Origin of the sequence: Pseudoduganella guangdongensis, from assembly GCF_009857475.1 — a bacterium.
GTDB classification, from domain to species: Bacteria; Pseudomonadota; Gammaproteobacteria; order Burkholderiales; family Burkholderiaceae_D; genus Rugamonas; species Rugamonas guangdongensis.
In genome coordinates this window covers 57494-81955 of the sequence record NZ_WWCJ01000018.1, presented here as the reverse complement: position 1 = coordinate 81955, position 24462 = coordinate 57494, and the positions used below count along the sequence as shown (strand labels likewise).

At 64.2% G+C, this 24462-nt stretch carries 27 protein-coding genes; 14 read left to right on the top strand and 13 right to left on the bottom strand.

Features of this window, described 5'->3' with window-relative positions; all coding sequences use genetic code 11:
* Genes GTP41_RS21065 through GTP41_RS21040 form a run of 6 tightly spaced genes read left to right on the top strand, consistent with a single transcriptional unit; the run spans window position 1 to window position 4452 of the window.
* Window positions 1–696, top strand: a complete 696-nt coding sequence (locus tag GTP41_RS21065) for an SPOR domain-containing protein (RefSeq protein ID WP_161027553.1) — start codon at window positions 1–3, stop codon at window positions 694–696.
* Between the two features lie 15 nt (window positions 697–711).
* Window positions 712–1380 carry a thiol:disulfide interchange protein DsbA/DsbL gene (locus GTP41_RS21060; RefSeq protein ID WP_161027552.1) on the top strand — a complete coding sequence of 223 codons (669 nt, stop codon included), beginning with the start codon at window positions 712–714 and terminating at the stop codon, window positions 1378–1380.
* A 4-nt stretch (window positions 1381–1384) separates the two neighbouring features.
* On the top strand, window positions 1385–2158 hold the full coding sequence (locus GTP41_RS21055) for an SDR family oxidoreductase (RefSeq protein WP_229502988.1): 774 nt from the start codon (window positions 1385–1387) through the stop codon (window positions 2156–2158).
* Window positions 2155–2964: a biotin--[acetyl-CoA-carboxylase] ligase gene (locus GTP41_RS21050; protein WP_161027550.1), complete on the top strand. Its 810-nt coding sequence runs from the start codon at window positions 2155–2157 to the stop codon at window positions 2962–2964. Before GTP41_RS21055 ends, GTP41_RS21050 begins: the two co-directional genes overlap by 4 nt.
* On the top strand, window positions 2961–3710 hold the full coding sequence (locus GTP41_RS21045; RefSeq protein WP_161027549.1) for a type III pantothenate kinase: 750 nt from the start codon (window positions 2961–2963) through the stop codon (window positions 3708–3710). Before GTP41_RS21050 ends, GTP41_RS21045 begins: the two co-directional genes overlap by 4 nt.
* 16 nt (window positions 3711–3726) lie before the next feature.
* On the top strand, window positions 3727–4452 hold the full coding sequence (locus GTP41_RS21040) for an SPOR domain-containing protein (protein WP_161027548.1): 726 nt from the start codon (window positions 3727–3729) through the stop codon (window positions 4450–4452).
* Here the strand turns inward: GTP41_RS21040 and GTP41_RS21035 are convergent.
* From GTP41_RS21035 to GTP41_RS21010, 6 genes are read right to left on the bottom strand one after another with little or no spacing between them, the layout of a single operon-like run.
* Window positions 4439–5470 carry a septal ring lytic transglycosylase RlpA family protein gene (locus GTP41_RS21035; RefSeq protein WP_161027547.1) on the bottom strand — a complete coding sequence of 344 codons (1032 nt, stop codon included), beginning with the start codon at window positions 5468–5470 and terminating at the stop codon, window positions 4439–4441. The two genes, GTP41_RS21040 and GTP41_RS21035, sit on opposite strands and share 14 nt — an antisense overlap.
* A complete protein-coding gene (gene rodA, locus GTP41_RS21030; protein ID WP_161027546.1) occupies window positions 5467–6582 on the bottom strand; it encodes a rod shape-determining protein RodA in 1116 nt (371 codons plus the stop codon). Before rodA ends, GTP41_RS21035 begins: the two co-directional genes overlap by 4 nt.
* 9 nt (window positions 6583–6591) lie before the next feature.
* Window positions 6592–8676 (bottom strand): penicillin-binding protein 2, encoded by a 2085-nt coding sequence (gene mrdA, locus GTP41_RS21025; RefSeq protein WP_161027545.1) that lies wholly within the window; start codon window positions 8674–8676, stop codon window positions 6592–6594.
* Between the two features lie 2 nt (window positions 8677–8678).
* Window positions 8679–9191, bottom strand: a complete 513-nt coding sequence (gene mreD / locus GTP41_RS21020; RefSeq protein WP_161027544.1) for a rod shape-determining protein MreD — start codon at window positions 9189–9191, stop codon at window positions 8679–8681.
* Entirely contained in the window at window positions 9188–10279 is a 1092-nt protein-coding gene (mreC, locus tag GTP41_RS21015) for a rod shape-determining protein MreC (RefSeq protein WP_161027543.1), read from the bottom strand. Before mreC ends, mreD begins: the two co-directional genes overlap by 4 nt.
* A 46-nt stretch (window positions 10280–10325) precedes the next feature.
* On the bottom strand, window positions 10326–11369 hold the full coding sequence (locus GTP41_RS21010; RefSeq protein ID WP_028102363.1) for a rod shape-determining protein: 1044 nt from the start codon (window positions 11367–11369) through the stop codon (window positions 10326–10328).
* Window positions 11370–11607: 238 nt separating this feature from the next.
* On the opposite strand from GTP41_RS21010, the gene gatC reads away from it, so the two are divergent.
* From gatC to gatB, 3 genes are all read left to right on the top strand, one after another.
* Window positions 11608–11907: an Asp-tRNA(Asn)/Glu-tRNA(Gln) amidotransferase subunit GatC gene (gatC, locus tag GTP41_RS21005; RefSeq protein ID WP_161027542.1), complete on the top strand. Its 300-nt coding sequence runs from the start codon at window positions 11608–11610 to the stop codon at window positions 11905–11907.
* A gap of 129 nt (window positions 11908–12036) precedes the next feature.
* Window positions 12037–13512: an Asp-tRNA(Asn)/Glu-tRNA(Gln) amidotransferase subunit GatA gene (gatA, locus tag GTP41_RS21000; RefSeq protein ID WP_161027541.1), complete on the top strand. Its 1476-nt coding sequence runs from the start codon at window positions 12037–12039 to the stop codon at window positions 13510–13512.
* Between the two features lie 75 nt (window positions 13513–13587).
* Window positions 13588–15048: an Asp-tRNA(Asn)/Glu-tRNA(Gln) amidotransferase subunit GatB gene (gene gatB, locus GTP41_RS20995; protein ID WP_161027540.1), complete on the top strand. Its 1461-nt coding sequence runs from the start codon at window positions 13588–13590 to the stop codon at window positions 15046–15048.
* A 100-nt stretch (window positions 15049–15148) separates the two neighbouring features.
* Here the strand turns inward: gatB and GTP41_RS20990 are convergent, their stop codons facing one another.
* The 3 genes from GTP41_RS20990 to pyrE form a co-directional block, all read right to left on the bottom strand.
* Window positions 15149–16054 (bottom strand): alpha/beta fold hydrolase, encoded by a 906-nt coding sequence (locus tag GTP41_RS20990; protein WP_161027539.1) that lies wholly within the window; start codon window positions 16052–16054, stop codon window positions 15149–15151.
* Window positions 16055–16058: 4 nt separating this feature from the next.
* On the bottom strand, window positions 16059–16433 hold the full coding sequence (locus GTP41_RS20985; protein ID WP_161027538.1) for a hypothetical protein: 375 nt from the start codon (window positions 16431–16433) through the stop codon (window positions 16059–16061).
* A gap of 72 nt (window positions 16434–16505) precedes the next feature.
* Window positions 16506–17162 carry an orotate phosphoribosyltransferase gene (gene pyrE, locus GTP41_RS20980; protein WP_161027537.1) on the bottom strand — a complete coding sequence of 219 codons (657 nt, stop codon included), beginning with the start codon at window positions 17160–17162 and terminating at the stop codon, window positions 16506–16508.
* A gap of 48 nt (window positions 17163–17210) precedes the next feature.
* On the opposite strand from pyrE, the gene GTP41_RS20975 reads away from it, so the two are divergent.
* The 5 genes from GTP41_RS20975 (at window position 17211) to GTP41_RS20955 (ending at window position 20887) form a co-directional block, all read left to right on the top strand.
* Window positions 17211–17981, top strand: coding sequence for an exodeoxyribonuclease III (locus GTP41_RS20975; protein WP_161027536.1), 771 nt, complete (start codon window positions 17211–17213; stop codon window positions 17979–17981).
* A 75-nt stretch (window positions 17982–18056) separates the two neighbouring features.
* Window positions 18057–18794, top strand: coding sequence for a DUF4386 domain-containing protein (locus GTP41_RS20970; RefSeq protein ID WP_161027535.1), 738 nt, complete (start codon window positions 18057–18059; stop codon window positions 18792–18794).
* 2 nt (window positions 18795–18796) lie between these two features.
* Entirely contained in the window at window positions 18797–19198 is a 402-nt protein-coding gene (locus GTP41_RS20965) for a hypothetical protein (RefSeq protein ID WP_161027534.1), read from the top strand.
* Window positions 19199–19282: 84 nt separating this feature from the next.
* Window positions 19283–19984, top strand: a complete 702-nt coding sequence (locus GTP41_RS20960) for a hypothetical protein (protein ID WP_161027533.1) — start codon at window positions 19283–19285, stop codon at window positions 19982–19984.
* A 159-nt stretch (window positions 19985–20143) separates the two neighbouring features.
* Window positions 20144–20887, top strand: a complete 744-nt coding sequence (locus GTP41_RS20955) for a hypothetical protein (protein WP_161027532.1) — start codon at window positions 20144–20146, stop codon at window positions 20885–20887.
* Here GTP41_RS20955 and GTP41_RS20950 read toward each other — a convergent pair.
* From GTP41_RS20950 to metX, 4 genes are read right to left on the bottom strand one after another with little or no spacing between them, the layout of a single operon-like run.
* Window positions 20882–21790: a pseudouridine synthase gene (locus tag GTP41_RS20950; RefSeq protein ID WP_161027531.1), complete on the bottom strand. Its 909-nt coding sequence runs from the start codon at window positions 21788–21790 to the stop codon at window positions 20882–20884. The two genes, GTP41_RS20955 and GTP41_RS20950, sit on opposite strands and share 6 nt — an antisense overlap.
* 1 nt (window position 21791) lies before the next feature.
* Window positions 21792–22685 (bottom strand): M48 family metallopeptidase, encoded by an 894-nt coding sequence (locus GTP41_RS20945; protein ID WP_161027530.1) that lies wholly within the window; start codon window positions 22683–22685, stop codon window positions 21792–21794.
* Window positions 22682–23290 (bottom strand): methionine biosynthesis protein MetW, encoded by a 609-nt coding sequence (metW, locus tag GTP41_RS20940; RefSeq protein ID WP_161027529.1) that lies wholly within the window; start codon window positions 23288–23290, stop codon window positions 22682–22684. The genes GTP41_RS20945 and metW overlap by 4 nt, the downstream gene beginning before the upstream one ends.
* The gene (gene metX / locus GTP41_RS20935; protein WP_229502991.1) at window positions 23287–24411 is read right to left on the bottom strand and encodes a homoserine O-succinyltransferase MetX; all 1125 of its coding nucleotides are present in this window, start codon (window positions 24409–24411) and stop codon (window positions 23287–23289) included. The genes metW and metX overlap by 4 nt, the downstream gene beginning before the upstream one ends.
* Window positions 24412–24462 lie beyond the last annotated feature (51 nt).

Sequence of the window (24462 nt, the reverse complement as noted above, 5' to 3'; positions counted from 1 at the left end):
ATGGATTTTCGTTCCACTCGCTTTTCCCCGCGCCGGCAACAAGGCAACACCCTGGTTGGCATCGTCATCGGCCTGGTCATCGGCCTGGTGATTGCGGTCGTCGTCGCGCTGATGATCACCAAGGGCCAGACGCCCTTTACCGACAAGGCGCCGAAGAACGGCAAGCCGGCCGATGAAGCAGCCGGCCAGATCGCCGATCCGAACAAGCCGATGTACGGCAGTAAAGACGCCGTGCGCAAGGCGAACAGCGAGTTCGAACGCGAGTCCGTCAAGCCGCCGCCGGCCGATGAGCTGCAAAAGGTCGTAGACACCATCCAGGCCCAGGGCAATGCCCCGGCCAAGCCGGCCGCACCGGCGCCTACCCCTGCGGCCACCTCCCCTGCCGCGCCGCCGCCGGTCAATAGCGCCGCGCCGCCAGCGCAGGCCGCCGCCCCGGCGCCGGCCCTGCCGGGCGAGGAAAAGTTCGTCTACTACCTGCAGGCCGGCGCCTTCCGCGAGGCGGCCGACGCGGAGAACACCCGCGCCAAGCTGGCCTTGCTCGGCTTCGAGGCCAGCGTTTCCGACCGCAGCACCGACGCCGGCGTGCTGCACCGCGTGCGCATGGGCCCATTCACGCAAGTGGAAGCCATGAACAAGGTGCGCGCCAAGTTGTCTGAAAACGGCATCGACGTGGCCGTTGTCCGCAACCAGAAATAAACAGGGGGCAGCACGATGAACTTCTTCAAGCAGATCCTGGCCGCCGCGCTGTGCAGCCTGGCAGTCGGCGCGGGCGCGTCGCCGGCGGCGCCCAGCGCCGGTGCGGAATACGTTGTGCTGCCCGAGCCGCAAGCCGTCGACACCGGCAAGAAAGTCGAAGTCATCGAGTTCTTCGCCTACTACTGCCCCCATTGCTACGTGCTGGAACCGGCGCTGGCGGCCTGGGTGAAAAAACAGGGCGACAATATCGTGTTCAAACGCGTGCACGTGGGGCGCGGCCCGTCCGTCCTGCCGCAGCAAAAACTGTTCTTCACGATGGAGGCGCTGGGGGTGCTGGAGCAGAACCACCAGAAGGCGTTCGACGCCATGCACCTGCAAAACAACCCGCTGCGCAACGATGCCATGGTGCTCGATTGGGCCGCCAGCCGCGGCATCGACCGCCGCAAATTCATGGAAACCTATAACGGCATGGGCGTCACGGCCAAGGTGCGCCGCGCCGAGCGCATGATGGGCGACTACCGCGTCGACTACTGGCCGATGCTGTTCGTCGACGGCAAATACATGACCTCCCCGGCCGAGGCGAGCCGCCGCATCAAGCCGGAACCGGACGAAAAGCAGCAGCATGCCAACGCGCTGCAGGTGCTGGACTTCCTGGTGGCCAAGGCCAAAGCGGAAAAGAAGTAAGGCCTTGAAGCGCGTCTTCATCACCGGCGCCTCGAGCGGCATTGGCGCGGCTTTGGCGGCGCACTACGCGGCGCAGGGCTGCACGCTTGGCCTGCTGGCGCGCCGCGGCGATGCCCTGGCGCAGCTGGCCGCCTCCCTGCCCAACCCGCAGCTGCACCGCTGCTATCCCGCCGATGTGACCGACCACGCCGCCGTGCGCGCGGCGGCCGAGTCCTTCCTGGCGCATGCCGGCGGCTGCGATATCGTCATCGCCAGCGCCGGCATCTCCCACGGCACCATCACTGAACTGGCGCAAGACCTGCCGGTGTTCGAATCCATCGTCGCCACCAATGTCACGGCCACCGTCGCCACCTTCGCCCCCTTTGTGGCTGCCATGCGGGCGCAGGGCACGCCGGCGCGCCTGGTCGGCATCGGCAGCGTGGCGGGGGTGCGCGGCTTGCCGGGCGGCGGCGCGTACAGCGCGTCCAAGGCGGCGCTGCGCGTGTATTGCGAGGCGCTGCGGGTGGAACTGCGCGCCAGCCCGATCAAGGTTGTCACCATTGCGCCGGGCTATATCAACACGCCGATGACGCAAAAGAACAAGTATCCGATGCCGTTCCTGATGGCGCCGGCCGCCTTCGCGGCGGCTGCCGCGCGCAGCATCGCGCGCGGCGCCAGCTACCGCGTGATCCCGTGGCAGATGGGCGTGGTGGCGCGCCTGCTGTGCGCGCTGCCGAACTGGCTGTACGACAGGGCTTTCGCCAAAGCGCCGCACAAGGCGCGCAAGGGCACATCATGAACGCAACACCGCTCGCCGCCGAGGCGATCTGCGCGCTGCTGGCTGTCAGCGCCTCCCACGTCGCGCTTGAAGTCGTGGCCGAAACCGGTTCCACCAATGCCGATTTGCTGGCGCGCGTGCCATCCGCCGCTGCCGGCGCGGCGGCCTTGCGCGGGCCGCTCCTGCGCGTCGCCGAGGTGCAGACCGCAGGCCGTGGCCGCGCCGGCCGCAGCTGGCTGTCCGCGCCCGGCGCCTCGCTCACCTTCTCGGTCGCGTGGCCGTTCCGCGCGCCGCTGCACCGCATGGTCGGGTTGCCGTTGGCGGTCGGCGTCGCCATCGCCGAAACACTGGGCGGCCTGGGCCTGCCGGTCCAGCTGAAATGGCCGAACGACGTGCTGAAGGACGGCGCCAAGCTGGCCGGCATCCTGGTTGAAACCCAGGCCGCGCCCGACGGCACCATTTGGGCCGTGGTCGGCTGCGGCATGAACCTGCTGATGCCGGACGAACTGGAAGCGGCCATCGGCCGCGACGTCTCCTCCGCCCCCTGGCTGGCGCAGATGGACCGTAACGCCCTGCTGGCGCAACTGCTCAACCGCCTGTGCGCCGTGCTGGCGGAATTCGACGACACCGGCTTTGCCGCCTTCACCGAGCGCTGGAACGCGCTGCAAGCCTGGCGCGGCCAGCCGGTGCGCCTGCTCGACCAGGGCGCCATCCAGCAAGAAGGCCTGGCCGCTGGCGTCGACGAGCAAGGCCGCCTGCTGCTCGACACGCCGGCCGGCCGCGTGGCTGTGCTGTCCGGCGACGTATCCCTGAGGCTCGCCCCATGAAATACGACCTGCTGATCGACGCCGGCAACACCCGCGTCAAATGGGCCCTCGCCGCCCCCGGCGCCCCGTTGGGCACCTGGCACGCGCAAGGCGCCCTCATGCACGCCGCCGCCGCCGACTTGCCGCGCGCACTGGCAGGGACTCAAATCGGCCGCGTGTTGGTGGCCAATGTGGCGGGGCCGGCCGTGCGGGACCTGCTGGCGGGGTGGCTGTCGGCGCCGGAACTCGGGATTGCGCCGGATGCGGTCGAATGGTTTGCGTCGCTGCCGCAGCGGGCCGGCGTGCGCAACGGCTATCGCAATCCGGCCCAGCTGGGCTGCGACCGCTTTGCAGCCGCGATCGGGGCCCATGCGCTGGCGCCGGGCAAGGCAGTCATAGTCGCCAACTGCGGCACGGCGACCACCATCGATGCCATCAGCGCCGACGGCACCTTCCTGGGCGGGATGATCCTGCCTGGCCTGGGCTTGATGGCGACCAGCCTGGCCAAGAATACGGCGCAACTGCCGCAAATCCAGCCCGGCAAACTGCCGGCGGGCTTTGCCGACAATACGGATGACGCCATCCTGACCGGCTGCCTGGCGGCGCAGGCGGGAGCGATCGAGCGCGCTTGTACACTGCACCAGGCCGTAGAATGTATTATTTCCGGCGGCGCGGCGCCGTATATCGCGCCTGCGGTCACTGTGCCGCACCGCCATGTCGAGAACATTGTGATGATAGGCCTGCACGCCGCCTTGCGCAGCGCCTGACCCGGATGGAGTACCCGTGCTGAAACTGATTTTCGCCCTGCTGGTCGCTGCCAATGCCGCGCTGTTCGCCTACGGCAAGGGTTACCTCGGCCAGTTCAGCGGCAATGAACACGAGCCGGCGCGCCTACAGAAGCAGCAGAATGTGGACAAGCTGCAGCTGGTCAGCGCCAGCAAGGCGGAAGCGGCGGCCAGCGCCAGCGCTGCCAACACCGCTGCCGCCACCACCAGCGCGCCAGCGCCGGCACCGGTGCCGCGCGATGAGCCGGCCGCTATCGCTTGCCTGGAAGCGGGCAATTTCCAGCTGCCGGAGGCGCGCAAGTTCGAGGATCGCCTGGCGCCGCTGGCCTTGGGCGAGCGCCAGCAGCGCCGCAACCTGCCGGGCCAGGAAATCTCCAGCTATATCGTGCATATTCCGCCGCAAGGCAGCCGTGCTGCCGCTGACAAGAAGGCGGAGGAATTGCGCAGCCTGGGTATTACCAATTTCTTCGTGATGAATGACAGCTCGCCGCTGCGCTTCGGCATTTCGCTCGGCGTGTTCCGTACCGAGGCGGCGGCACAGGCGCAGCTGGCCGCGCTCAGTAAGCAGGGTGTGCAAAGCGCGCGCGTGGCGCCGCGCTATACCGGCAGCAAGCAGCTGGTCTACCAGTTCCGCGACATCAGCGAGGACACCAAGGCGCGCATCGTCAAGATCCTGGCCAAATTCCCTGAGCAGGAAACCCGTTCCTGCGCTAGCGCTCGATAACGATAGGCTTCAATTTCAGGCTCGACGGCAGCGCTTTGCCCGCTGCCTGGGCGTCCTCGCGCGTGGCGTAGGGGCCGGCAAACAGGCGGTAGAACTTGCCGGCCTGCTCCACGTCCAGCTTCAAGCCGGCGTCGCTCGACTCCAGCCGCTTGCGCAAGCCGTCCGCGCCATCCTCGCGCGCGTACGATCCCAATTGCAGGTAAAAGCCCGGCGCAGGCGCGCCGCCCACCAGCATGGCGCGCGCTTCGTTCTCGCCATCCGTGGAAGCCAGCATCGGCGCGGCCTTGGGCATCGCCTGCGGCTGGCCGGCGGGTGTCGCCGGCGCAGGCGCCGGGCTGCTTGCCACAGCTACCGGCGCGGCGGCGCCGGATTTACGCGCGGCGATCATGCGCTCGATTTCCTCGGGCTTCAGGTGCACCACTTCCAGCTGGCTGCTGCCGTTGACCAGCAGGCCAAGCTTCAGCGCCGCCGTGTAGGAAACGTCGACCACACGCTTGGAGTGGAAGGGGCCGCGGTCGTTGATGCGCACCACGACCGATTTGCCGTTGCCAAGATTGGTCACGCGCGCGTAGGACGGGATCGGCAACGTGGGGTGCGCCGCCGTCATCTTGTACATATCGTAGATCTCGCCGGACGAGGTGCGCTGGCCGTGGAATTTCTTGCCGTACCAGGTGCCAGGGCCGCGCTGCTTGAAGTCCGAGCCGAGCGGGATCGGCTTGTAGGTTTTGCCGAACACCACGTAGGGCTTGTTGGAGCCGGGCCGCAGCGGGTCGTTGCGCACCTCCGCGTCGGGCGTTTCCAGCAAACCGGGCGGCGGATTGTCGCCGGGACCATCGTCCTGGTAGTAGGCGCCACGGCCGGAGTTCGCTGGCGGCAGCACGGGAATGCCCGGCTGCGGCGTGGCGCTCACCGGCGCCGGCGATTTGCGCGGCGCGGTCTCGGTGGGCGTGGGCGTGCTGCCGCAAGCGGCCAGCAAGGCGGCGGCCGCCAGCGGCAAAAGTCGGCATGCGCGCATCATGTTTGCACCAGCTTTCTATGGCGCTGGATCGACATCAGGATGCCGGACGCCAGGCCCAGGGTCAGCAGCGCCGTGCCGCCATAGCTCATGAACGGCAGCGGCACGCCGACCACCGGCAGGATGCCGCTCACCATGCCCATGTTGACGAAGGCATAGGTGAAGAAAATCATGGTGATGGCGCCGGCCAGCAGGCGCGTGAACAGGTTCGGCGCGCCGGAGGCGATCATCAGGCCGCGCCCGATCAGCAGCAGGTAGAACGTCATCAGGATCAGGTTGCCGATCAGGCCGAATTCTTCGGAATACACGGCAAAGATAAAGTCGGTGGTGCGCTCCGGGATGAATTCCAGGTGGGCTTGCGTGCCCTGCGTCCAGCCCTTGCCGGTGATGCCGCCGGAGCCGATGGCGATGGTCGACTGCAGGATGTGGAAGCCCTTGCCCAGCGGGTCGGAGGTGGGGTCGATCAGCGTCATCACGCGTTCGCGCTGGTAGTCGTGCATCATGGACCAGGCCACCGGCATGCAGGCCGCGCCGATCGCGCCCAGCGCCAGGATGGCTTTCCAGGACAGGCCGGCCAGGAAAATCACGCAGCCGCCGGCGGCCACCACCAGCAAGGCGGTGCCCAGGTCGGGCTGGCGCGCGATCAGGAACACCGGCACCAGCAGCAGCAAGGCGCCCAGGGCGTAGGCCTGCCAGCGCAAGTGGCCGTGACGCTGCTGGAAGTACCAGGCCAGCATCAGCGGCACCGCGATCTTGGCGAACTCGGACGGCTGGATCTGGATGAAGCCCAGGTTCAGCCAGCGCCGCGCGCCCAGCTTGATGGTGCCGAACAGCGCCACCGCCAGCAGCAGCGACACCGTCACGATGTAGGCCGGCAGCGCAATGCGCATCATGTTCTGCGGCGAGATATTGGCCACCACCCACATCACGAAGAAGGACATGGCGATATTGCGCAGTTGGTCCTCGATCTTGCCCGGAATGCCGATGCTGGCCGAATACAGGGCGACCAGGCTGGTCGCCAGCAGGAAGGTAATGACCAGCATCAGCGGGCCGTCGAACACCGTCACATAAGGGCGCATGCGCCGCCACAGTGAACGCCTTTCATTGATAGGCATGCTGCCTCCTTAATCTCTCTTGCGCGCCGGCCCGGCAGGCGGTTTCTGCTCGGTCGGCGCGGGCGTCGGGGCCGGGGCGGGCTGCTGGCCCGGCTGGGCCGCCGGCGGCGCGCCGCTCTCGCCCAGTTGCTGGGCGCGGCGCTCGGCGGCAGCTTCCACGTCGGCCGCTGGCAAATCTTCCACCGGCACCGTGACCGCGTCTTCCTTCGGCACCGGCGTCGTATCCTTCTCTTTCGGCCGCTTGCCCAGCAGCCAGTAATCCAGCACCTTGCGCGCGATCGGCGCCGCCTCGGCGCCGCCGAAGCCGGCATTTTCCACGATCAGGGCCAGCGCGATTTTCGGCTGTTCGGCCGGGGCGAAGGCGGTGAACCAGGCGTTGTCGCGCAGGCGTTCATTCAGCTTGGATGCGTTGTACTTCTCGTTGGCCTTGATCGCCACCACCTGTGCGGTGCCGGTCTTGCCGCCCACCACGTATTCGGCGCCGGCGAAAGCGCGCGTCGCGGTACCGCCGCCTTCGCTGGTCACACCCACCATCGCGTTCTTGATGAAGTCGATGTTTTCCTGCTTGAGCGGGATGCGGTAGCTTTCCTTCGGCACGGTCAGGGTGCGTTTGCGGGTGGCGCCGTCTTCGATGATCTTCACCAGGTGCGGCTTCATCACCACGCCGTTATTGGTCAGGTTGGCCACCGCGTGCGCCACCTGCAGCGGCGTGTAATTGTTGTAGCCCGAACCGTTGGAGACGGAAATGGTATCGCCGCCGACCCATTTGCCGGCCTGCGGATTCTTCTTGTAGCGGTTGCGCTTCCATTCCTGCGAGGGCAACACGCCGGTCTTCTCGTTTTCCAGGTCGATGCCGGTCTGTTGGCCGAAGCCGAACGGCTTCATGAAGTCATGGATCTTGTCGATCCCCATGTCGCGGCCCAGGATGTAGTAGTAGGTGTTGCAGGACACGATGATGGACTTGCGCATGTCGACCGTGCCGTGGCCGTTGACCACGTCGTCGCGGAACTTGTGGTTGCCGAGGTAGAAGAAGCCGGGATCGTGGATGGCCTGGCTGGTGGTACGCATGCCGGTTTCCAGCGCGGCCAGCGCCATGAAGGGCTTGAAGGTCGAGCCGGGGGCGTAGGTGCCGGACAGCGGGCGGTTCATCAGCGGCCGGTCGAGCGAGGTATTGAGCTCGTTCCAGCTTTGCGAGTCGATGCCGTCCACGAACAGGTTGGGGTCGTAGCCGGGGCGCGAGACGAAGGCCAGCACGTCGCCGGTGCTCGGTTCGATCGCCACCAGCGCGCCGCGCCGTTCGCCGAACGCTTCTTCGGCGATCTTCTGCAGCTCGATATCGATCGACAGGATCAGGTTGGCGCCGGGCGTGGCCGGGGTGCGCGACAGCGTGCGGATGGCGCGGCCGCCGGCGGTCTTTTCCACCTCTTCGTAGCCGGTGATGCCGTGCAGCTGGCGTTCGTAGCTCTTCTCCAGGCCTTCCTTGCCGATATGCTCGGTGCCGTTGTAATTGGCTTCGTATTCGCTGCCTTCCAGCGCCTTGGCTTCGGCCTGGTTGATGCGGCCGATATAGCCGATCACGTGCGAAGCCACCTCGCCCAGCGGGTACTGGCGGAACAGGCGGGCCTGGATATCCACGCCGGGGAAGCGGAAGCGGTTGGCGGTAAAGCGCGCCACCTCCTCGTCGGTCAGGCGGTTGCGCAGGGGGATGCTGGCGAAGCTCTTGGATTCCTCCATCACCTTCTTGAAGCGGCGCCGGTCCTTGGGCGTGATCTCGACCAGCTTGGCCAGTTCGTCGATCACGTTTTCCAGCGGCTGCGCCAGTTTGGAGGGCGTGAGCTCGAGCGTGATGGCGGAGTAGTTGCGCGCCAGGACCACGCCGTTGCGGTCCAGGATCAGGCCGCGGTTGGGCACGATCGGCACCACGGCGATGCGGTTGTCCTCGGCCTTGGCGATGTAGTCGCTATGCTTGATGACCTGCAGCCAGATAAAGCGCGCCAGCAGCAGCGAGAAGCAAAAGAAGACCAGCCCGCCCAGCACGGACAGGCGCACCCGGAAGCGGTGCAGGTCTTGCTCTGTATTCTTAAACTCGGTCATGCTCAGATCGGACGGGTGTGGTCTTTATCGACGGCGCGGCGCTGCGGCGCCAGCAGCAGCATGGTGGCCAAGGGCCACAGCAAGGCGGCGACCAGGCTTTCGATGAAGAAGAACCAGCCGGGGAATTTACCGGCCACCATGAAGCGCACCAGCATCTGCACCGTTTGCGCCAGCAGCAGCAGCGGCAGCACGTGCAGGATTTGCGTGGTCACGCGGAACCACAGGATACGGCGGTGCAGCATGATCGCGAAGTAGGACAGCAGCGTGTAGGACAGTGCGTTCTCGCCCATCAGGGAGGCGTCGTGCACGTCCATCAGCAGGCCCAGGCAAAAGGCGGTGCCGATGCCGACCTTGCGCGGCTGGTGCACGCCCCAGAATACCAGGGCCAGCGCCACGAAGTCGGGCGCGGCGACAAAGCGGCCCCAGGGCAGCATATTCAGCAGCACGGCGCACAGCATGCTGAACATGATGAACAGCGGGCTGACCGGCAGCAGGATGTATTGTGGACGATTCATCGGGTCGTCTCCTTCGGTGCGGGGGCGGCGGCCGGCGTGGCGGCGCGGCTGCCTGGCGGCAGGCTAAGCGTCGGCGTCATGCCGGCTGGCGCGGTGCCTGCGGCCTGCGGCGCGCGCGGTGCGCCAGCGGCGGGTGCTTGGCCAGCGGCGGGTGCGGTGCCCGCGGCAGGGGCCTCGCCAGCGGCGGCGGCATCCTTGGCCTTTTTCTTGGGCGGTTTGGTGACAGGCTCCTCTTCCGGCGGACGCGGCGGCATCTCCGGCAGCGACATCAGGATCAGTAGCGCCGTATTGCGCTCGATGCCCGCCAGCGGCGCGCACACCACGCGCCCGAACGCGCCGGCGGCATGGCTTTCCACCTGCACCACGCGCGCCACAGCCAGGCCGGCCGGGTACACGCCATCGATACCGGAAGTGATCAGGATATCGCCCACCACCACATCGGCAGTCGGCGCCATGAAGCGCAGGTCCAGGTTGCCCGACTGGCCACGGCCAACCGCCACCGAGCGCAAGCCGTTGCGCAGGATCTGCACCGGAATCGCCTGCTCCTTATCGGTCAGCAGCGTGACTTCGGAGGTATAGGCGAAAACACGCGTCACCTGCCCCACCACGCCCTGGTTATCGATCACCGGCAGGCCGGCCACGACCCCATGCTGGGTGCCCCGGTTCAGGATCACCTTGCGCGTGAAGACATCGCGCGCTTCGTAGAGGATTTCCGCCAGCTGCGATTTGCCCGGCACGCGCTGCTGCGCGTCCAGCAGCTTGCGCAACTGGTTGTTTTCGGCCTGGTAGAGCTGCGCCTGCTGCAAAGCCTGCGATGCCGCGATCTGCTGCTGTTGCAGCGCATGGACTTGCTTTTCCAGCTTGGACAAAGTCGAGAAATACTCCCCCATGCCGTACATCGCGTCGCGCGGCAGCAAGGCAACCTTCTGCAGGGGATTGAGGACAAAGCCGACGCCCTTCCGCACCTCCGACAGCGCATTCATGCGCGAATCGGCCAGGAGCAGCGCGATCGAAATGCACGCGAACACCATCATCTTAAAACGGGCGGACGCGCCTTGCTTGAACAGTGGCGGTGGACTGTATTCCATGTCTTCCAATTAAGAAGGGCAGCTCGCGCTGCCCTTTTACTCAACCTTACTCGTAGGAGAAGATGGACCCCAGCTGGTCCATGCGCTCCAGCGCCAGGCCGGAGCCGCGCACCACGCAGGTCAGCGGATCTTCGGCCACCAGCACCGGCAGGCCGGTTTCTTCCATCAGCAGACGGTCCAGGTCGCGCAGCAGCGCGCCGCCGCCGGTCAGCATCATGCCTTTTTCCGCGATGTCCGCGCCCAGTTCCGGCGGGGTTTGTTCCAGCGCGTTCTTCACGGCGGAAACGATGTTGTTCAGCGGGTCGGTCAGCGCTTCCAGGATCTCGTTGGACGAGATGGTGAAGGAGCGCGGGATACCTTCCGACAGGTTGCGGCCCTTGACTTCCATTTCCTTGACTTCAGAGCCAGGGAAAGCGGAGCCGATGGCCTTCTTGATCGCTTCCGCGGTCTGTTCGCCGATCAGCATGCCATAGTTGCGGCGGATATAGTTGACGATCGCCTCGTCGAACTTGTCGCCGCCCACGCGCACCGAGCCCTTGTACACCATGCCGCCCAGCGAGATGATGCCCACCTCGGTGGTGCCGCCGCCGATGTCGACCACCATGGAGCCGGTCGCGTCGGACACTGGCAGGCCGGCGCCGATTGCCGCCGCCATTGGTTCTTCGATCAGGTACACCTGCGAAGCGCCGGCGCCCAGCGCCGATTCGCGGATCGCGCGGCGTTCCACCTGGGTCGAGCCGCACGGCACGCAAATGATGATGCGCGGCGACGGGCGGAAGAACTTGGAGTCGTGCACCATGCGGATGAATTGCTTCAGCATCTGCTCGGTGACGGTGAAGTCGGCGATCACGCCGTCTTTCATCGGGCGGATCGCCTCGATGTTGCCAGGGACTTTACCCAGCATCTGTTTTGCTTCTTTACCAACGGCCTGGATCGTTTTCTTGCCGTTCGGGCCGCCTTCCTGGCGGATGGCAACGACCGAAGGCTCGTCCAGCACGATGCCGGAACCGCGGACGTAAATCAGGGTGTTCGCCGTGCCCAGGTCGATGGCCAGGTCAGACGAAATATAGCGACGTAAAAAACCAAACATGAGTGTCCTGTAGGGCGCAATGCGCAAAATTCGTTATTTGGGAATCTGGTTCAATGCAGCCGGGCGGGAATTCAGCACCAGCAACGCATTAACCCGCGATTGTACCTTATAATCTACAGGATATTTGCCTTAAATCCACTCTATTGTGCGAGCACGCAACCGTTGAAATATGCGGCGTTGGCCGCGATTTAACTGGTGATAGGCAACCGATCCAATAAATTACATTTCTGACAATTCCATGTCCCTGACACTGAACGACGTTGAACGCATCGCCAAACTGGCCCAGTTGGAGATGGACGAAGCCCATACCGCCAATATGCTGGACAAGCTGAATGGCATTTTCGCGCTGGCCGAGCAGATGCAGGCCGTGGACACCGAGGGTGTCGCCCCGCTGTCCCACCCGCTGGCCAACGCCATGCAAGTCGCCCTGCGCCTGCGCGAAGACGTGGCGACCGAGCCGAATCGCCGCGAGGAATACCAGAAGGTGGCGCCGAAGACCGAAGATGGCCTGTATCTGGTGCCGAAGGTGATCGACTAAAACCCGGCACACCTGGGTCAGACCCAAGCCGGATGGCCGTCCCGTCTGACCCAGACCACGCGGCTGCCGCCGACTGGGGTCCGACCCTTGGGTCGTACCCCGGTTTACCGGGTTTAAAAAGGAAAACGAATGCACAACAAAACAATCAAAGAGCTCTCCGAGCTGCTGCAAAAGAAAGAAGTCAGCGCCGTCCAACTGGCGACCCACTTCCTCGACCGCATCGAAAAAAGCGACCTGAACGCCTTCCTGCACGTTGACCGCGCCCTGACCCTGGCCCAGGCCGAGGCAGCCGACCAGCGCATCGCCAACGGCACCGCCACGCCCCTGACCGGCGTGCCGATCGCCCACAAAGACATCTTCGTGACCCAAGGCTGGCGCTCCACCGCCGGCTCGAAAATGCTGGCCAACTACACCAGCCCGTTCGACGCCACCGTGGTGCAGAAAATGCTGGACGCCGGCATGGTCAACCTGGGCAAGCTCAATTGCGACGAATTCGCCATGGGCTCCTCCAATGAGAACTCGGCTTTCGGCGCCGTAAAAAACCCGTGGGACAAGTCGGCGGTGCCAGGCGGCTCCTCCGGCGGCTCCGGCGCAGCGGTTGCCGCGCGCCTGGCGCCCGGCGTGACCGGCACCGACACCGGCGGCTCGATCCGCCAGCCGGCATCGTTCTGCGGCATCACCGGCATCAAGCCGACCTACGGCCGCGCCTCGCGCTTCGGCATGATCGCCTTCGCCTCCTCGCTCGACCAGGCCGGCCCGATGGCGCAAACCGCGGAAGACTGCGCACTGCTGCTGTCCACCATGACCGGCTTTGACGAACGCGACTCCACCAGCCTGACCGCCGAGCAAGGCAACGCCGCCGAAGACTACACGCGCGACCTGAACCAGCCGCTGACCGGCCTGCGTATCGGCGTGCCGAAGGAATACTTCGGCGAAGGCCTGGCCGCCGACGTGGAAAAAGCCGTACGCGCCGCGCTGGCCAAGTTCGTCGAGCTGGGCGCCACCCTGGTCGACATCTCGCTGCCGAACACCGCGCTGTCGATCCCGGCCTACTACATGATTGCCCCGGCCGAAGCCTCGTCCAACCTGTCGCGCTTTGACGGCGTGCGCTATGGCCACCGCGCCGAAGGCTACAAAGACCTGCAGGACATGTACAAGAAGAGCCGCGCCCAGGGCTTCGGCCCGGAAGTACAGCGCCGCATCATGGTCGGCACCTACATCCTGTGCCACGGCTACTACGACGCCTACTACCTGAAAGCGCAGAAGATCCGCCGCAAGATCACGCAGGACTTCGCCAACGTGCTGGGCAGCCAGTGCGACGTGATCATGGGCCCGGTGGCCCCGACCGTCGCCTGGGACCTGGGTTCGAAGGCCGACGACCCGGTAGCGAACTACCTGGCCGACATCTTCACCCTGTCCACCAGCCTGGCCGGCCTGCCCGGCATGTCGATCCCATGCGGATTCGGCGAAGGCGAAAAGAACGCCAAGCGCCCGGTCGGCCTGCAAATCATCGGCAACTACTTCGCCGAAGCGAAGCTGCTGAATGTGGCCCACCAGTTCCAGCAAGCAACCGACTGGCACAAACGCGCCCCGGCTGGCATCTAAGAAATTCGGGAGGAAGTGAAAAATGGGGTACGTCCCTATTTTTCACTTCCTCCCGACCTTGAAAGAGAGAACAAAATGGAATGGGAAGTCGTCATTGGTATTGAGAACCACGTACAGCTCACTACCGACTCCAAAATTTTCAGCGGCTCGTCGACCAAGTTCGGCGCCGAACCAAACACCCAGGCTAGCCCGGTTGACCTGGCGCTGCCGGGCGTGCTGCCTGTGATGAATAAGCAGGCGGTTGACCGCGCGATCCGTTTCGGTCTGGCCGTCGGTGCGAAAATCGCGCCGCAGTCGATCTTCGCGCGCAAGAACTACTTCTACCCTGACCTGCCGAAGGGCTATCAGATTTCGCAGTTCGAGGATCCGGTGGTGCAAGGCGGCCAGCTGACTTTCGGCTACGAGAAGGACGGCAAGTTCGTCACCAAGACCGTGAACCTGACCCGCGCCCACCTCGAAGAGGATGCAGGCAAGTCGCTGCACGAGGACTACCACGGCATGTCGGGTATCGACCTGAACCGCGCCGGCACCCCGTTGCTGGAAATCGTGTCCGAGCCGGAAATCCGTTCCGCCGCCGAAGCCGTGGCCTACTGCAAAGCCTTGCACGGCCTGGTCATGTGGCTGGGCATTTGCGACGGCAATATGCAGGAAGGCTCCTTCCGCTGCGACATCAACGTGTCCGTGCGCCCGAAAGGCCAGGCCGAATTCGGCACCCGCTGCGAGATCAAAAACCTGAACTCCTTCCGTTTCATCGAGGAAGCCGTGCACGTTGAAGTGGCGCGCCAGATCGAGCTGCTGGAAGACGGCGGCAAGGTGGTGCAGGCGACCCGCCTGTACGATCCGGACAAGAAGGAAACCCGCTTGATGCGCGAGAAGGAAGATGCGCAGGATTACCGCTACTTCCCTGACCCGGACCTGCCGCCGCTGACCATCGGCGCGGATTGGATCGAGCGTGTCAAGGCTTCCATGCCTGAGCTGCCGGCCGTGATGCGCGCGCGCTTCGTGGAAGAGTACAAGCTGCCGGAATACGATTCGCTGGTGCTGACTGCTTCCAAGGGCATGGCGACTTACTTTGAGGCGGTCGTTGCTGCGGCGGGCAAGGAAAACGCCAAGGCTGCGGCGAACTGGCTGATGGGCGATGTGTCGTCGACCCTGAACCGTGAAGGCGTGGACATCACCGAAGCGCCGGTGTTACCTGCGCAACTGGCCGGCATGCTGAAGCGTATCGCCGACGGCACCATCTCCAACAAGATCGCCAAGGAAGTCTTTGGCGCGATGTGGGAGGCCAAGTCTGATGATGCGAACCTGGTCGATGTGATCATCGAACAGAAGGGGCTGAAGCAGATTTCGGATACCGGCGCGCTGGAGGCCATCGTCAACGAAGTACTGGCCAACAACGAGAAATCGGTTGAACAGTACCGCGCTGGTAAGGAAGCGGCCATCAACGCCCTGATCGGTCAGGCAATGAAAGCCTCGAAAGGCAAGGCCAACCCGGCGCAACTGACCGAGTTGTTGAAGCAGAAGCTGGCGTCCTAAAACCGGCAAACCGGGGTCTGGCCCGCAGGGTCAGACCCCTTCCGTGCAGCAGCCTGTGGTGTTGGTTGTGCGACTTAAACCCAACCCCGCGAGCGCGAGATCATACAGGGTCTGACACTTGTGTCAGACCCTGGTTTACCGGTTTGGCCCGCAGCCGTCCGCACATCCAGCGCAAGATGTCCGCGAAGATCTCCTCGCGATTCACCTCATTGAAGTTCTCGTGATAGTTCTCATGCTGCACATGGCACTCCAGCAGCTTGGGATCAACCATCGCCAGCAAATCCAGCGTCGCCTTCGGGTCGGCCAGTTTGTCATCCCCCGCCACCACCGCGTATAGCGGCCAGCGCCAGGTCGGCATCAGCGCCGCCAGTCCCTTCTGCGCGTTCTGCAGCGCCACGCCAAAGCGCACCGTGCATTCGCTCGCGCGCACGCCATCCGCCTCGTCGCGATGATGCCGCGCCGTAATCGCCTTATCGTGCGTCAGCACATCCGTCATCGGCGCCATCGGCACCTTCATGGTCGGCGCCAGCTTTGCCAGCACGCCCGACATTTTCTCCAGCAGCGCCGGCACCTTGATCGCATTCACGTAATACGGCGACGACAGCACAAAGCCCTGCACCAGCGGATCGCGCTGCAAGCGCTCCAGCCCGAAGCGCGTGGCAATCAGGGAGCCCATCGAATGCCCCATGATAAACACCGGCACATTCGGGAAATGCTGCTTAACCCAATGCAGGAACAGCTCCACCTCCTCCAGGAAGACCTCGAAGTCCGGAATATCCACCCGCCGCGCATTCTCATGCCCGCACAGGTCGAAGGCCACGGTGGCAAAGCGGTGCTGCTTGAAATACAGCGCCGGCGTCACATAATCGCCCGCATGCGCCAGCCCGCCGTGGATCGCCAGCAGCACGCCGGCAGGCGCCTGCTCCGGCTCCCAGATGTGGATCTTGCGTTCCGCGCCGTGGCGGCCCTTGAAGGTGGCGAAGCGGTCTTCGGAGAATCGGTTCATGCGCTCAGGAGGAAATGCTCAGCGCAATCCCCATCTCCAGCAAGAGAGCAAGGTCGGCCAGCGTGAAATCGAGGGTGGAGGAGCCCTGGTCGGGCGCGGCGGAAACGAAGGCAATACGCAACTCCGCCTGGATTGGCGCCACGTCAAAGGTAATGCCGCGCGCCTGGCATTCGTGCAGGTAAGCGCGGATCTGGCGCAGCAGGACGTCAGGATTGGCGTCCGTGCCCAGCGAGACGTAGAAGCCGTGGTCGATGCGGGTACGGCCGGTGGGACTGACATCGCCCTTCTTCCAGTCGCTGTCGGGCTCGCTCGGGAGCCCGTCCCGCACGTCCGCGACGGCGGCTTCGTCGCCGTACACCTTGAGCGTTGCTATGTTCATTACTTTCCTCGGTTTAATGTTGTAAGGAAGCAATCGCAGTCTAGCACAAGGCGGCGCTGCCGCCAGTCGCGTTTACTCTACGCCGTATTTGCTGCGGTAGGCGGCCACAGCATCCTTGTGCTGTGCAAGCGACGGGTCGGCCGACAGGTAGGTGAACAGGTCGGACAGGTTGCCGATCGAGATCACCGGGATGCCGTAGTTCTTGCTCACTTCCTGCACGGCGGACAGTTCGGACATCTGGCCGTCCTTGCCGCCGCGTTCCATGCGGTCCAGCGCGATCAGCACCGCGCACGGCTCGGCACCGGCGTTGCGGATCATTTCCACCGACTCGCGCACCGAAGTGCCGGCCGAGATCACGTCGTCAATAATGACAACTTTGCCAGTCAGCTTGGCGCCCACCAGGGTGCCGCCTTCGCCGTGGTCCTTGGCTTCCTTGCGGTTGTAGGCGAAGGAGGTGTTGCGGCCCTTGCCGGCCAGCGCCATCGAGGTGGCGGAAGCGAGGGTGATGCCCTTGTAGGCCGGGCCAAACAGCATGTCGAATTCGACGCCGGAGTCCAGCAGGGTCTGGGCGTAGAAGTCGGCCAGCTTGGCCAGGGTGGCGCCGTCATGGAACAGGCCGGCGTTGAAGAAATAGGGCGATTGGCGCCCTGCTTTGGTCGTAAACTCGCCGAATTTCAGCACTCCCGCCTGTACGGAAAACGCGATAAACTCTTGCCTCAAATTGCTCATAGTGCACCCATCTTTGTTCAAAGTGCCAGTATTTTAACCGGAACACCTATGCCAAAAATCATTTCCGCGAACCTGAACGGTATCCGCTCCGCCGCCAAGAAGGGCTTTTTCAACTGGATGGGCACGATTGACGCCGATATCATCTGCCTGCAGGAGCTGAAGGCGCAAGCGGCGGATATGACGGCGGAATTCCTCAATCCGCACGGCTACCACGGCCACTTCCATTACGCGGAGAAGAAGGGCTACTCCGGCACCGGCATTTACAGCAAGGTGGCGCCGGACCGCGTGGAGATCGGTTTCGGCAGCGAGGAATTCGACGCCGAAGGCCGCTATGTGCGCGCCGACTTCGGCAACCTGACCGTGATTTCGGTGTACTGCCCGTCCGGCTCCTCGTCCGAAGAACGCCAGCAGGCCAAGTTCCGCTTCATGGACCTGTTCCTGCCGCACCTGCAGCAGCTGCGCGCCGAAGGCCGCGAGTTCGTGATCTGCGGCGACTGGAATATCGCCCACAAAGAGATCGACCTGAAGAATTGGAAAGGCAACCTGAAGAACTCCGGTTTCCTGCCGGAGGAACGCGCCTGGATGACCAAGCTGTTCGACGAAGTGGGCTACGTGGACGTGCACCGCGGCCTGGACCCGCGCGAAGAGCAGTACACCTGGTGGTCCAACCGTGGCCAGGCCTATGCCAAGAACGTGGGCTGGCGTATCGACTACCACGTCGCCACCCCAGGCATCGCCGCCAAGGCGCATAGCGTGTCGATTTATAAGGACGTGAAGTTCTCCGACCACGCACCGCTGATCATCGACTACCACCCGTGATTGCTGTCACGGTTTCCGACACGATCCGACGCTGAGAAAACGAACTGAACGCACCTTCCTGACAAGGAGAAGACGATGCAAGGTTTGTCCACCAAACGCCTGGCGCGCAGCGCCGGCCTGCTCTACCTGATCGTCGTCGTTAGCGGCATCTTTGCGCTGATGTACGTGCCTTCCCAGCTGAGGATCGGCAGCGATCCCGCCGCCGCCATGGCCAGCATCATCGCCAACGAAGGCTTGTTCCGCGCCGGGATCGCGGCCAGCCTGGTGTGCTACGTGGCCTTCCTGCTGCTACCGCTGGCGCTCTACCAGCTCCTCAGCCCTTACGGGCGCGGCACGGCGACGGTGATGCTGGCCCTGGCCGTGGCCAGCGTGCCGCTCTCCTTCGCCAATGTCGGCCACCGGCTGGAGGTGCTGAACCTGGTCAGCGGCGCCGACTACCTGCGCGGCATCGCACCGGACGCGCTGGCGCAGCAGGTCATGCTGTCGCTCAAAGCCTACAGCAAGGGCATGATCCTGAACCAGGTGTTCTGGGCGCTGTGGCTGTGGCCATTCGGCTACCTGGTCTTCAAATCCGGCATCCTGCCGCGCTTCCTGGGCATCCTGCTGATGGTGGGCAGCGCGGGCTATGCGGTGGAAGCCTTCGGCTACGTCCTGCATGCCGGTTTTGCCGCCCTGCCCGGCGCCGACCTGCTCTCCATTCCCGCCTCGCTGGGCGAGATCGGCACCTGCCTATGGCTGTGCATCATGGGCGCACGGGAGCCGGTACATAGCGTGGACGCCTATAATAACGGGGTAAAAACCGCCCGGAATTGAAAATGAAATCTGTATTAGTCCTCTTCCTGCTCACCATCAAGAGCAGCTTTATCAACGACGAAGAATCCGAAGCCACCGACGAGCAGTTCGACACGATCCAGTTCGTGCAGACCGAAAAAGGCACCTGGCGCTTCAAGACTTTCGCCGAGGATGAAGATGTGCACCTGTGGAGCATCGAAGCCGACGGCGACCTGGTCGACCTGGCCACCGAAACCACCAACCGCCACTACGGCGACGTGATCGACGAGGCCTTCATCATCGAAAGCGAAGACGGCATCGAAGGCCTGCGCCGCGAGCTGAAAAAACAGGGCCTGCCCGACAACCTGCAAATCTCGCCCAAAGGCCCGCTGTTCTGGACCCCGCCCGGCTCCAACTACAGCCCGAAATCCGCCCCGGCGCACTAAGGGATGCGCGCGGCGCACATCGTGCGCCAGTCCCTGCCGATGTTGCTTAAAATGCCAGCCATCTAAACCACAGGCAAGCAGGCAATGAACTACGTCCAGGCAGCAGCACCCGAAATCAACGGCAGCGTCGACAAGATCGCGCTGGCTAAACAACTCGCCTCTGGCGTAGCACGCGGCACCGGCGCCGGCTTGCTGTGGGCGGCCCTGGCGCTGCTGGCGGCGCTCGCCGTCAACACGCTGGGCGTCTTCATTTTTGTCGACGTCAAGCTGAGCGAAAAGACCGGCGCCGCCCTGCCCATGCTGGGCCTGATCGCCCTGCCCTTCATCATTGCAGTCGGATTGACCATTCTGCTGGCCTACAAATTGGGCCTGCAAGGCGTGCTCGCGCGCGTGGTGGAAGGCCAGTCAGGCTTGATCGCCAAAGCCGGCAGCAGCATCCTGGAGGGCTTCATGCGCGCCATCCATTACCAGCCCGGCAGCGGACGCACGGAGAAGTTCGTTGAACAATGGCGCAACTTCCTGAACCTGCAATCCGACCTGCCCAAGCCCCTGCCCTGGATCCTGGGGCGCGTGACGGCCATGATCCCGCTGTCCGACATCCTGACCGAAGTGTCCACCCCGGGCATGACGCTGCGCGACGTGGCGCATGCCGCCATGACGCGCACCCTGCAGGAAGCAGCCAGCGGCGGCCTGCGGCCGTCCTACCAGGCTGTGTTCATCGCCCTGGCTGCGCAACTGGGCATGTGGTACCCCATCAGCCTGCTGGCCCGCCACTGGCTGGCTTAAGGCGCCAGTGAGCATTGGAGAGTTTCTGCACGCCGGCCAGCGACTAGAATCGCGGCATGAAAGCTCTCCCTGCCACCCTCCTCCTCAGCGCACCCGGCAGTCATCCAGAAAGCCGCACACGCAGCTTTGGTAGCCAGGCCCACGGCATGACGACGGCGCATGCAGATGCCGGACAATGCCCTGCTCCTGCTGACGACCTCGCGTTATGCGTTCGGGATGCAGGCAGCGCCCTGTAACCCCTTCATTCCTAATCAATTCCCCATGCTTACACTGTTCCTGGCCGCCACCACGGCTGCCATGCCGCCGCAACCTACCTTGTCAGACCCACGTTTCAAAGCTGCCATCGAAATCGCTGCATTACGTCCAGTTCCCAAAGCCGAGATCAAGTCGCTGTCGTTAAAGCACAAAGGCCAAGGCGTATCCGTCATGATGTACAACAAGCTGGGACATGGACTGGAGTTGATGATCCATATCGTGCCCGGCGATGCCGAAACAGACGAACTATCCGAAGGCGGAGTAGAACTGCATGGACTGGCGTCACTGACTTACTGGAACAGCCGGTTCCAGCGCAGTGGCTGGCCCCAGTCAACCAATGTCACTGAGGTGCGCTTCACCGCCGGCGCCCCCTATTCGGATAACGCGGCTTATATCCTGCGCCACCGGCAGTCCGATGGTACGGAGTTCGACCTGATATGCCATCCCCAATCAACGGTCGAGGCGCGCACCCTGCACCTGTCCCTGACCGGCCACGCTACGGAGTTTGCCTGCGCGGCGCCGGCGCGTGACACGAAGATGCGCACCTGGTACCTGAAAGACTATGCGCGATACCTGACCCTGTACACCGAGTTCGACGGCGACGCGATGCTGGACGCGTCAATCCAGGACGTGCAGTTCGCCCTATAAGCTCCGACGACTCTCGAAATGGCGCCACTCCCCGCTCAGGGGATCGGGGAAGCCGATGGCTTTGGCCAGCAGCTTGAGGGGGGCGGAGACGTCATCCTGCTTGCACGGCAGGGCGACCGGGTAGAAGACATCGTTCACGATCGGAATGCCGAGCGACGACAGGTGCACGCGTAGCTGGTGTTGGCGGCCGGTGTGCGGCCATAGCCGATACAGCATGTGCTCGCCGCGCTGTTCGATCACGTCGATCATGGTTTCGGAATTGGGTTCGCCCGGCGCTTCCTTCATGGTGAAGAACTTGTCGCCCTCCACCATGCGGCTGCGGTAGACGAAGGGGAACTCGCGCCCCGGCAGCGGGCCGGCCAGCGCCTCGTACTCTTTCTGCACCAGGCGTTTCTGGAACAGCGACTGGTAGTCGCCGCGGCTGGCGGCATTGCAGGAGAAGATCACCAGGCCGGCCGTCTCGCGGTCCAGGCGGTGGATCGGCACCAGGTCCTCGATACCGAGCTTTTGCCGCACGCGCACCAGCAGCGTCTCCTTCACGAAGCGGCCGGACGGGATGGTGGGCAGGAAATGCGGCTTGTCCACCACCACGATATGCTCGTCCTGGTGCAGCACTTCTTCTTGAAACGGGATCGGGGTTTCGTGTGCCAGCTCGCGGTAATACCAGATGCGGGCGCCGCGCACGTAGCGTGAACCGGGCTGCACCGGCACGCCCTTGCCATCCACCACGTCGCCGCGCGCCATGCGTTCGCGCCATTGCGCTTCCGTCACGGCGGGATAATTGGCGGACATGAAGCTGATCATGTCCGGCCAGTCGCCCTCCGGCAGCCACAGGTAGCTGGGCGTGACGCCGTCGCGCATCGGCAAGGGCGGCGCGCTCGGGGCCTGCTGCGGACGCGCCATATCAGGACTTGGGCAGCGGGGTGGCCTGGTAAGGCGGCAGCTTGTTCACGTTCAGGCCGCGCGCGCGGGCATAGACCGGCAGCACCAGCGGCATTTGCTTCTGCATATCCTGGATGCGCGAGTTGCCACTCGGGTGGGTCGACAGGAATTCCATCGGCTGCTGCGCGTTGACGGCGCCCATCTTCTGCCACAGCGCCACGCCGGCGCGCGGGTCGAAGCCGGCGCGCGCCGCCAGGTCGATGCCAACCAGGTCGGATTCAGTTTCGTCGCCGCGCGAGAATTTCATCACGGTCAGCTGGCCGGCCACATTGGCGCCGGCATCGATCAAGCGCGGGTCCACGCCCAGGTATTGCGACAAGGCTGCGCCGCCAAGCTTGCTGGCGATCGACACGGCGGTCGATTGCACGGCGCGTTTGCGGGCGTGCTCGCGCAGGGCGTGGGCGATTTCGTGGCCCATCACCATCGCCACTTCGTCGTCGCTCAGGTTCAATTTAGTGAGGATGCCGGAGAAAAAGGCGATGCGACCGCCCGGCATGCAGAAGGCGTTCACCTGGTCGGAATTGAGCAGGTTGACCTGCCAGTCCCAATTGGCGGCTGCCGGGTTCCAGCGCTGGGCAAAGGGCACGATGCGCGCGGCAATGGCACGCAGGCGCTTGACCTGCGGATCGCTGTCCGGCACCAGGGCTTCCTTCTGCTTGGCTTCCTGCAGCAGCTGGGTGTACTGCAGCTTGGACTGCTGGTCCATTTGCTGCTCATCGGCGAAAACGCGCAGGCGCGACAGCTTGCTGACGGGGATGCCGTCGGCATTCGGGTTCATGGGCGCCGGCTGTTGGGCGGCCGCGGCACCGGCGGCCAGCGCCAGCGACAATGCAAGAATAGTATGTTTGATTTTCATGATGTTTTCTTCCGCAGACGGAACACGGCCAGGTCGCCGCGCAAGTTGGGCAGGAAGGAGACAGTTTTGCCTTCCGCCAGCGCCACGCACTCGATCACTTCCAGCCCGACTTCTTCCGCCAGCTCCTGGAAGTCCTTAATAGTAGCGCAGCGCACGTTGGGGGTATCGTACCATTGGTACGGCAGCGACTTGGACACCGGCATGCGGCCCTTGAGCAGCGCCACGCGGTGCGGCCAGTAGGCAAAGTTGGGGAAGGACACGATCGCCTCGCGCCCCACGCGCACGATGTCGCGCAGGCGGTCCTCCACATGTTTCATCATCTGCAACGAGGACAGGCACAGCACCGTATCGAAGGAATTGTCGCCGAAGATGCCCAGGCCGTTTTCAAAGTCCTGCTGGATCACGCGCACGCCGCGCTGGGTCGACGCCAGCACCTGCGGGTCGGCCAGCTCCAGGCCGTAGCCGGTGCAGCGCTTGTCGCTTTGCAGGTAATCCATCATCACGCCGTCGCCGCAGCCCACGTCGAGCACGTGGGCGCCTTCGCGCACCCAGTGCGCGATGAAGGCCAGGTCGGGACGGGCGCTGCTCAGTTCTGCAAAGTTCATGCTGCTTGTTCCTTGTTCGTTTCTTTCCACACTTGCTCGTAGTAGGCGCGCACCATGTTCATGTAGCGCGCGTCTTCCAGCAGGAAGGCGTCGTGGCCGTGCGGAGCGTCGATCTCGGCATAGGTCACTTCGCGGCGGTTGGCCAGCAGCGCCTGCACGATCTCGCGGCTGCGCTCCGGCGAGAAGCGCCAGTCGGTGGTGAAGGAAGCCAGGAAGAACTTGGCGCGGGTAGCGGCCAGCGTTTTGGTCAGGTCGCCGTCGAACTTGCGCGCCGGATCGAAATAGTCCAGCGCCTTGGTGATCAGCAGGTAGGTGTTGGCGTCGAAGTACTCCGCGAACTTGTCGCCCTGATAGCGCAGGTAGGACTCGATTTCGAAATCGATGCCGAAGCCGAACTTGTAGTCGCCGCCGCTGGAGGCGATATCGCGCAGCTTGCGGCCGAACTTCTCCGCCATGTCGTCGTCCGACAGGTAGGTGATGTGGCCGATCATGCGCGCCACTTTCAGGCCGTTTTTCGGCACCGCGCTGTGCTCGTAGAAATCACCGCCATGGTAATCAGGGTCGGTCAGGATGGCCGTGCGCGCGACGTCGTTGAAGGCGATGTTTTGCGCCGACAGCTTGGGCGTGGAGGCGATCACCAGGCAGTGGCGCAGGCGATCCGGATACATGATGGACCAGGCCAGCGCCTGCATGCCGCCCAGCGAGCCGCCCATGACGGCCGCGAACTGCTGGATGCCCAGCTGGTCGGCCAGGCGCGCCTGCGCCGCCACCCAGTCCTCCACCGTCACCACCGGGAAGGCGGCGCCGTACTGCTTGCCGGTTTCCGGATTGATGTGCATTGGCCCGGTGGAGCCGAAGCAGGAGCCCAGGTTGTTGATCCCGATAACGAAGAACTTGTCGGTATCGAGCGGCTTGCCCGGGCCCACCATATTGTCCCACCAGCCCACGTTCTTCGGATTGTCGGCGTAGTAGCCCGCCACGTGGTGCGAGGCGTTCAGCGCATGGCACACCAGCACCGCATTCGACTTGTCCTCATTCAGCGTGCCATAGGTCTCGTACATCAGCATGTAGTCGCGCAGGGACGCTCCGCTCTGTAGCTGAAGGGGTTCCGCAAAATGCATGGTCTGCGGCGAGACGATTCCAATTGAAGGCATGTGAATAAATTGAATGAG

Bases quoted from the DNA above. Each gene is read 5' to 3' on its own strand.
- GTP41_RS21065 (WP_161027553.1), top strand. From the start codon at position 1: ATGGATTTTCGTTCCACTCGCTTTTCCCCGCGCCGGCAACAAGGCAAC.
- GTP41_RS21060 (WP_161027552.1), top strand. From the start codon at position 712: ATGAACTTCTTCAAGCAGATCCTGGCCGCCGCGCTGTGCAGCCTGGCA.
- GTP41_RS21050 (WP_161027550.1), top strand. From the start codon at position 2,155: ATGAACGCAACACCGCTCGCCGCCGAGGCGATCTGCGCGCTGCTGGCT.
- GTP41_RS21045 (WP_161027549.1), top strand. From the start codon at position 2,961: ATGAAATACGACCTGCTGATCGACGCCGGCAACACCCGCGTCAAATGG.
- GTP41_RS21035 (WP_161027547.1), bottom strand. From the start codon at position 5,470: ATGATGCGCGCATGCCGACTTTTGCCGCTGGCGGCCGCCGCCTTGCTG.
- rodA (WP_161027546.1), bottom strand. From the start codon at position 6,582: ATGCCTATCAATGAAAGGCGTTCACTGTGGCGGCGCATGCGCCCTTAT.
- mrdA (WP_161027545.1), bottom strand. From the start codon at position 8,676: ATGACCGAGTTTAAGAATACAGAGCAAGACCTGCACCGCTTCCGGGTG.
- mreD (WP_161027544.1), bottom strand. From the start codon at position 9,191: ATGAATCGTCCACAATACATCCTGCTGCCGGTCAGCCCGCTGTTCATC.
- mreC (WP_161027543.1), bottom strand. From the start codon at position 10,279: ATGGAATACAGTCCACCGCCACTGTTCAAGCAAGGCGCGTCCGCCCGT.
- GTP41_RS21010 (WP_028102363.1), bottom strand. From the start codon at position 11,369: ATGTTTGGTTTTTTACGTCGCTATATTTCGTCTGACCTGGCCATCGAC.
- gatC (WP_161027542.1), top strand. From the start codon at position 11,608: ATGTCCCTGACACTGAACGACGTTGAACGCATCGCCAAACTGGCCCAG.
- gatA (WP_161027541.1), top strand. From the start codon at position 12,037: ATGCACAACAAAACAATCAAAGAGCTCTCCGAGCTGCTGCAAAAGAAA.
- gatB (WP_161027540.1), top strand. From the start codon at position 13,588: ATGGAATGGGAAGTCGTCATTGGTATTGAGAACCACGTACAGCTCACT.
- GTP41_RS20990 (WP_161027539.1), bottom strand. From the start codon at position 16,054: ATGAACCGATTCTCCGAAGACCGCTTCGCCACCTTCAAGGGCCGCCAC.
- GTP41_RS20985 (WP_161027538.1), bottom strand. From the start codon at position 16,433: ATGAACATAGCAACGCTCAAGGTGTACGGCGACGAAGCCGCCGTCGCG.
- pyrE (WP_161027537.1), bottom strand. From the start codon at position 17,162: ATGAGCAATTTGAGGCAAGAGTTTATCGCGTTTTCCGTACAGGCGGGA.
- GTP41_RS20975 (WP_161027536.1), top strand. From the start codon at position 17,211: ATGCCAAAAATCATTTCCGCGAACCTGAACGGTATCCGCTCCGCCGCC.
- GTP41_RS20970 (WP_161027535.1), top strand. From the start codon at position 18,057: ATGCAAGGTTTGTCCACCAAACGCCTGGCGCGCAGCGCCGGCCTGCTC.
- GTP41_RS20965 (WP_161027534.1), top strand. From the start codon at position 18,797: ATGAAATCTGTATTAGTCCTCTTCCTGCTCACCATCAAGAGCAGCTTT.
- GTP41_RS20960 (WP_161027533.1), top strand. From the start codon at position 19,283: ATGAACTACGTCCAGGCAGCAGCACCCGAAATCAACGGCAGCGTCGAC.
- GTP41_RS20955 (WP_161027532.1), top strand. From the start codon at position 20,144: ATGCAGATGCCGGACAATGCCCTGCTCCTGCTGACGACCTCGCGTTAT.
- GTP41_RS20950 (WP_161027531.1), bottom strand. From the start codon at position 21,790: ATGGCGCGTCCGCAGCAGGCCCCGAGCGCGCCGCCCTTGCCGATGCGC.
- GTP41_RS20945 (WP_161027530.1), bottom strand. From the start codon at position 22,685: ATGAAAATCAAACATACTATTCTTGCATTGTCGCTGGCGCTGGCCGCC.
- metW (WP_161027529.1), bottom strand. From the start codon at position 23,290: ATGAACTTTGCAGAACTGAGCAGCGCCCGTCCCGACCTGGCCTTCATC.
- metX (WP_229502991.1), bottom strand. From the start codon at position 24,411: ATGCATTTTGCGGAACCCCTTCAGCTACAGAGCGGAGCGTCCCTGCGC.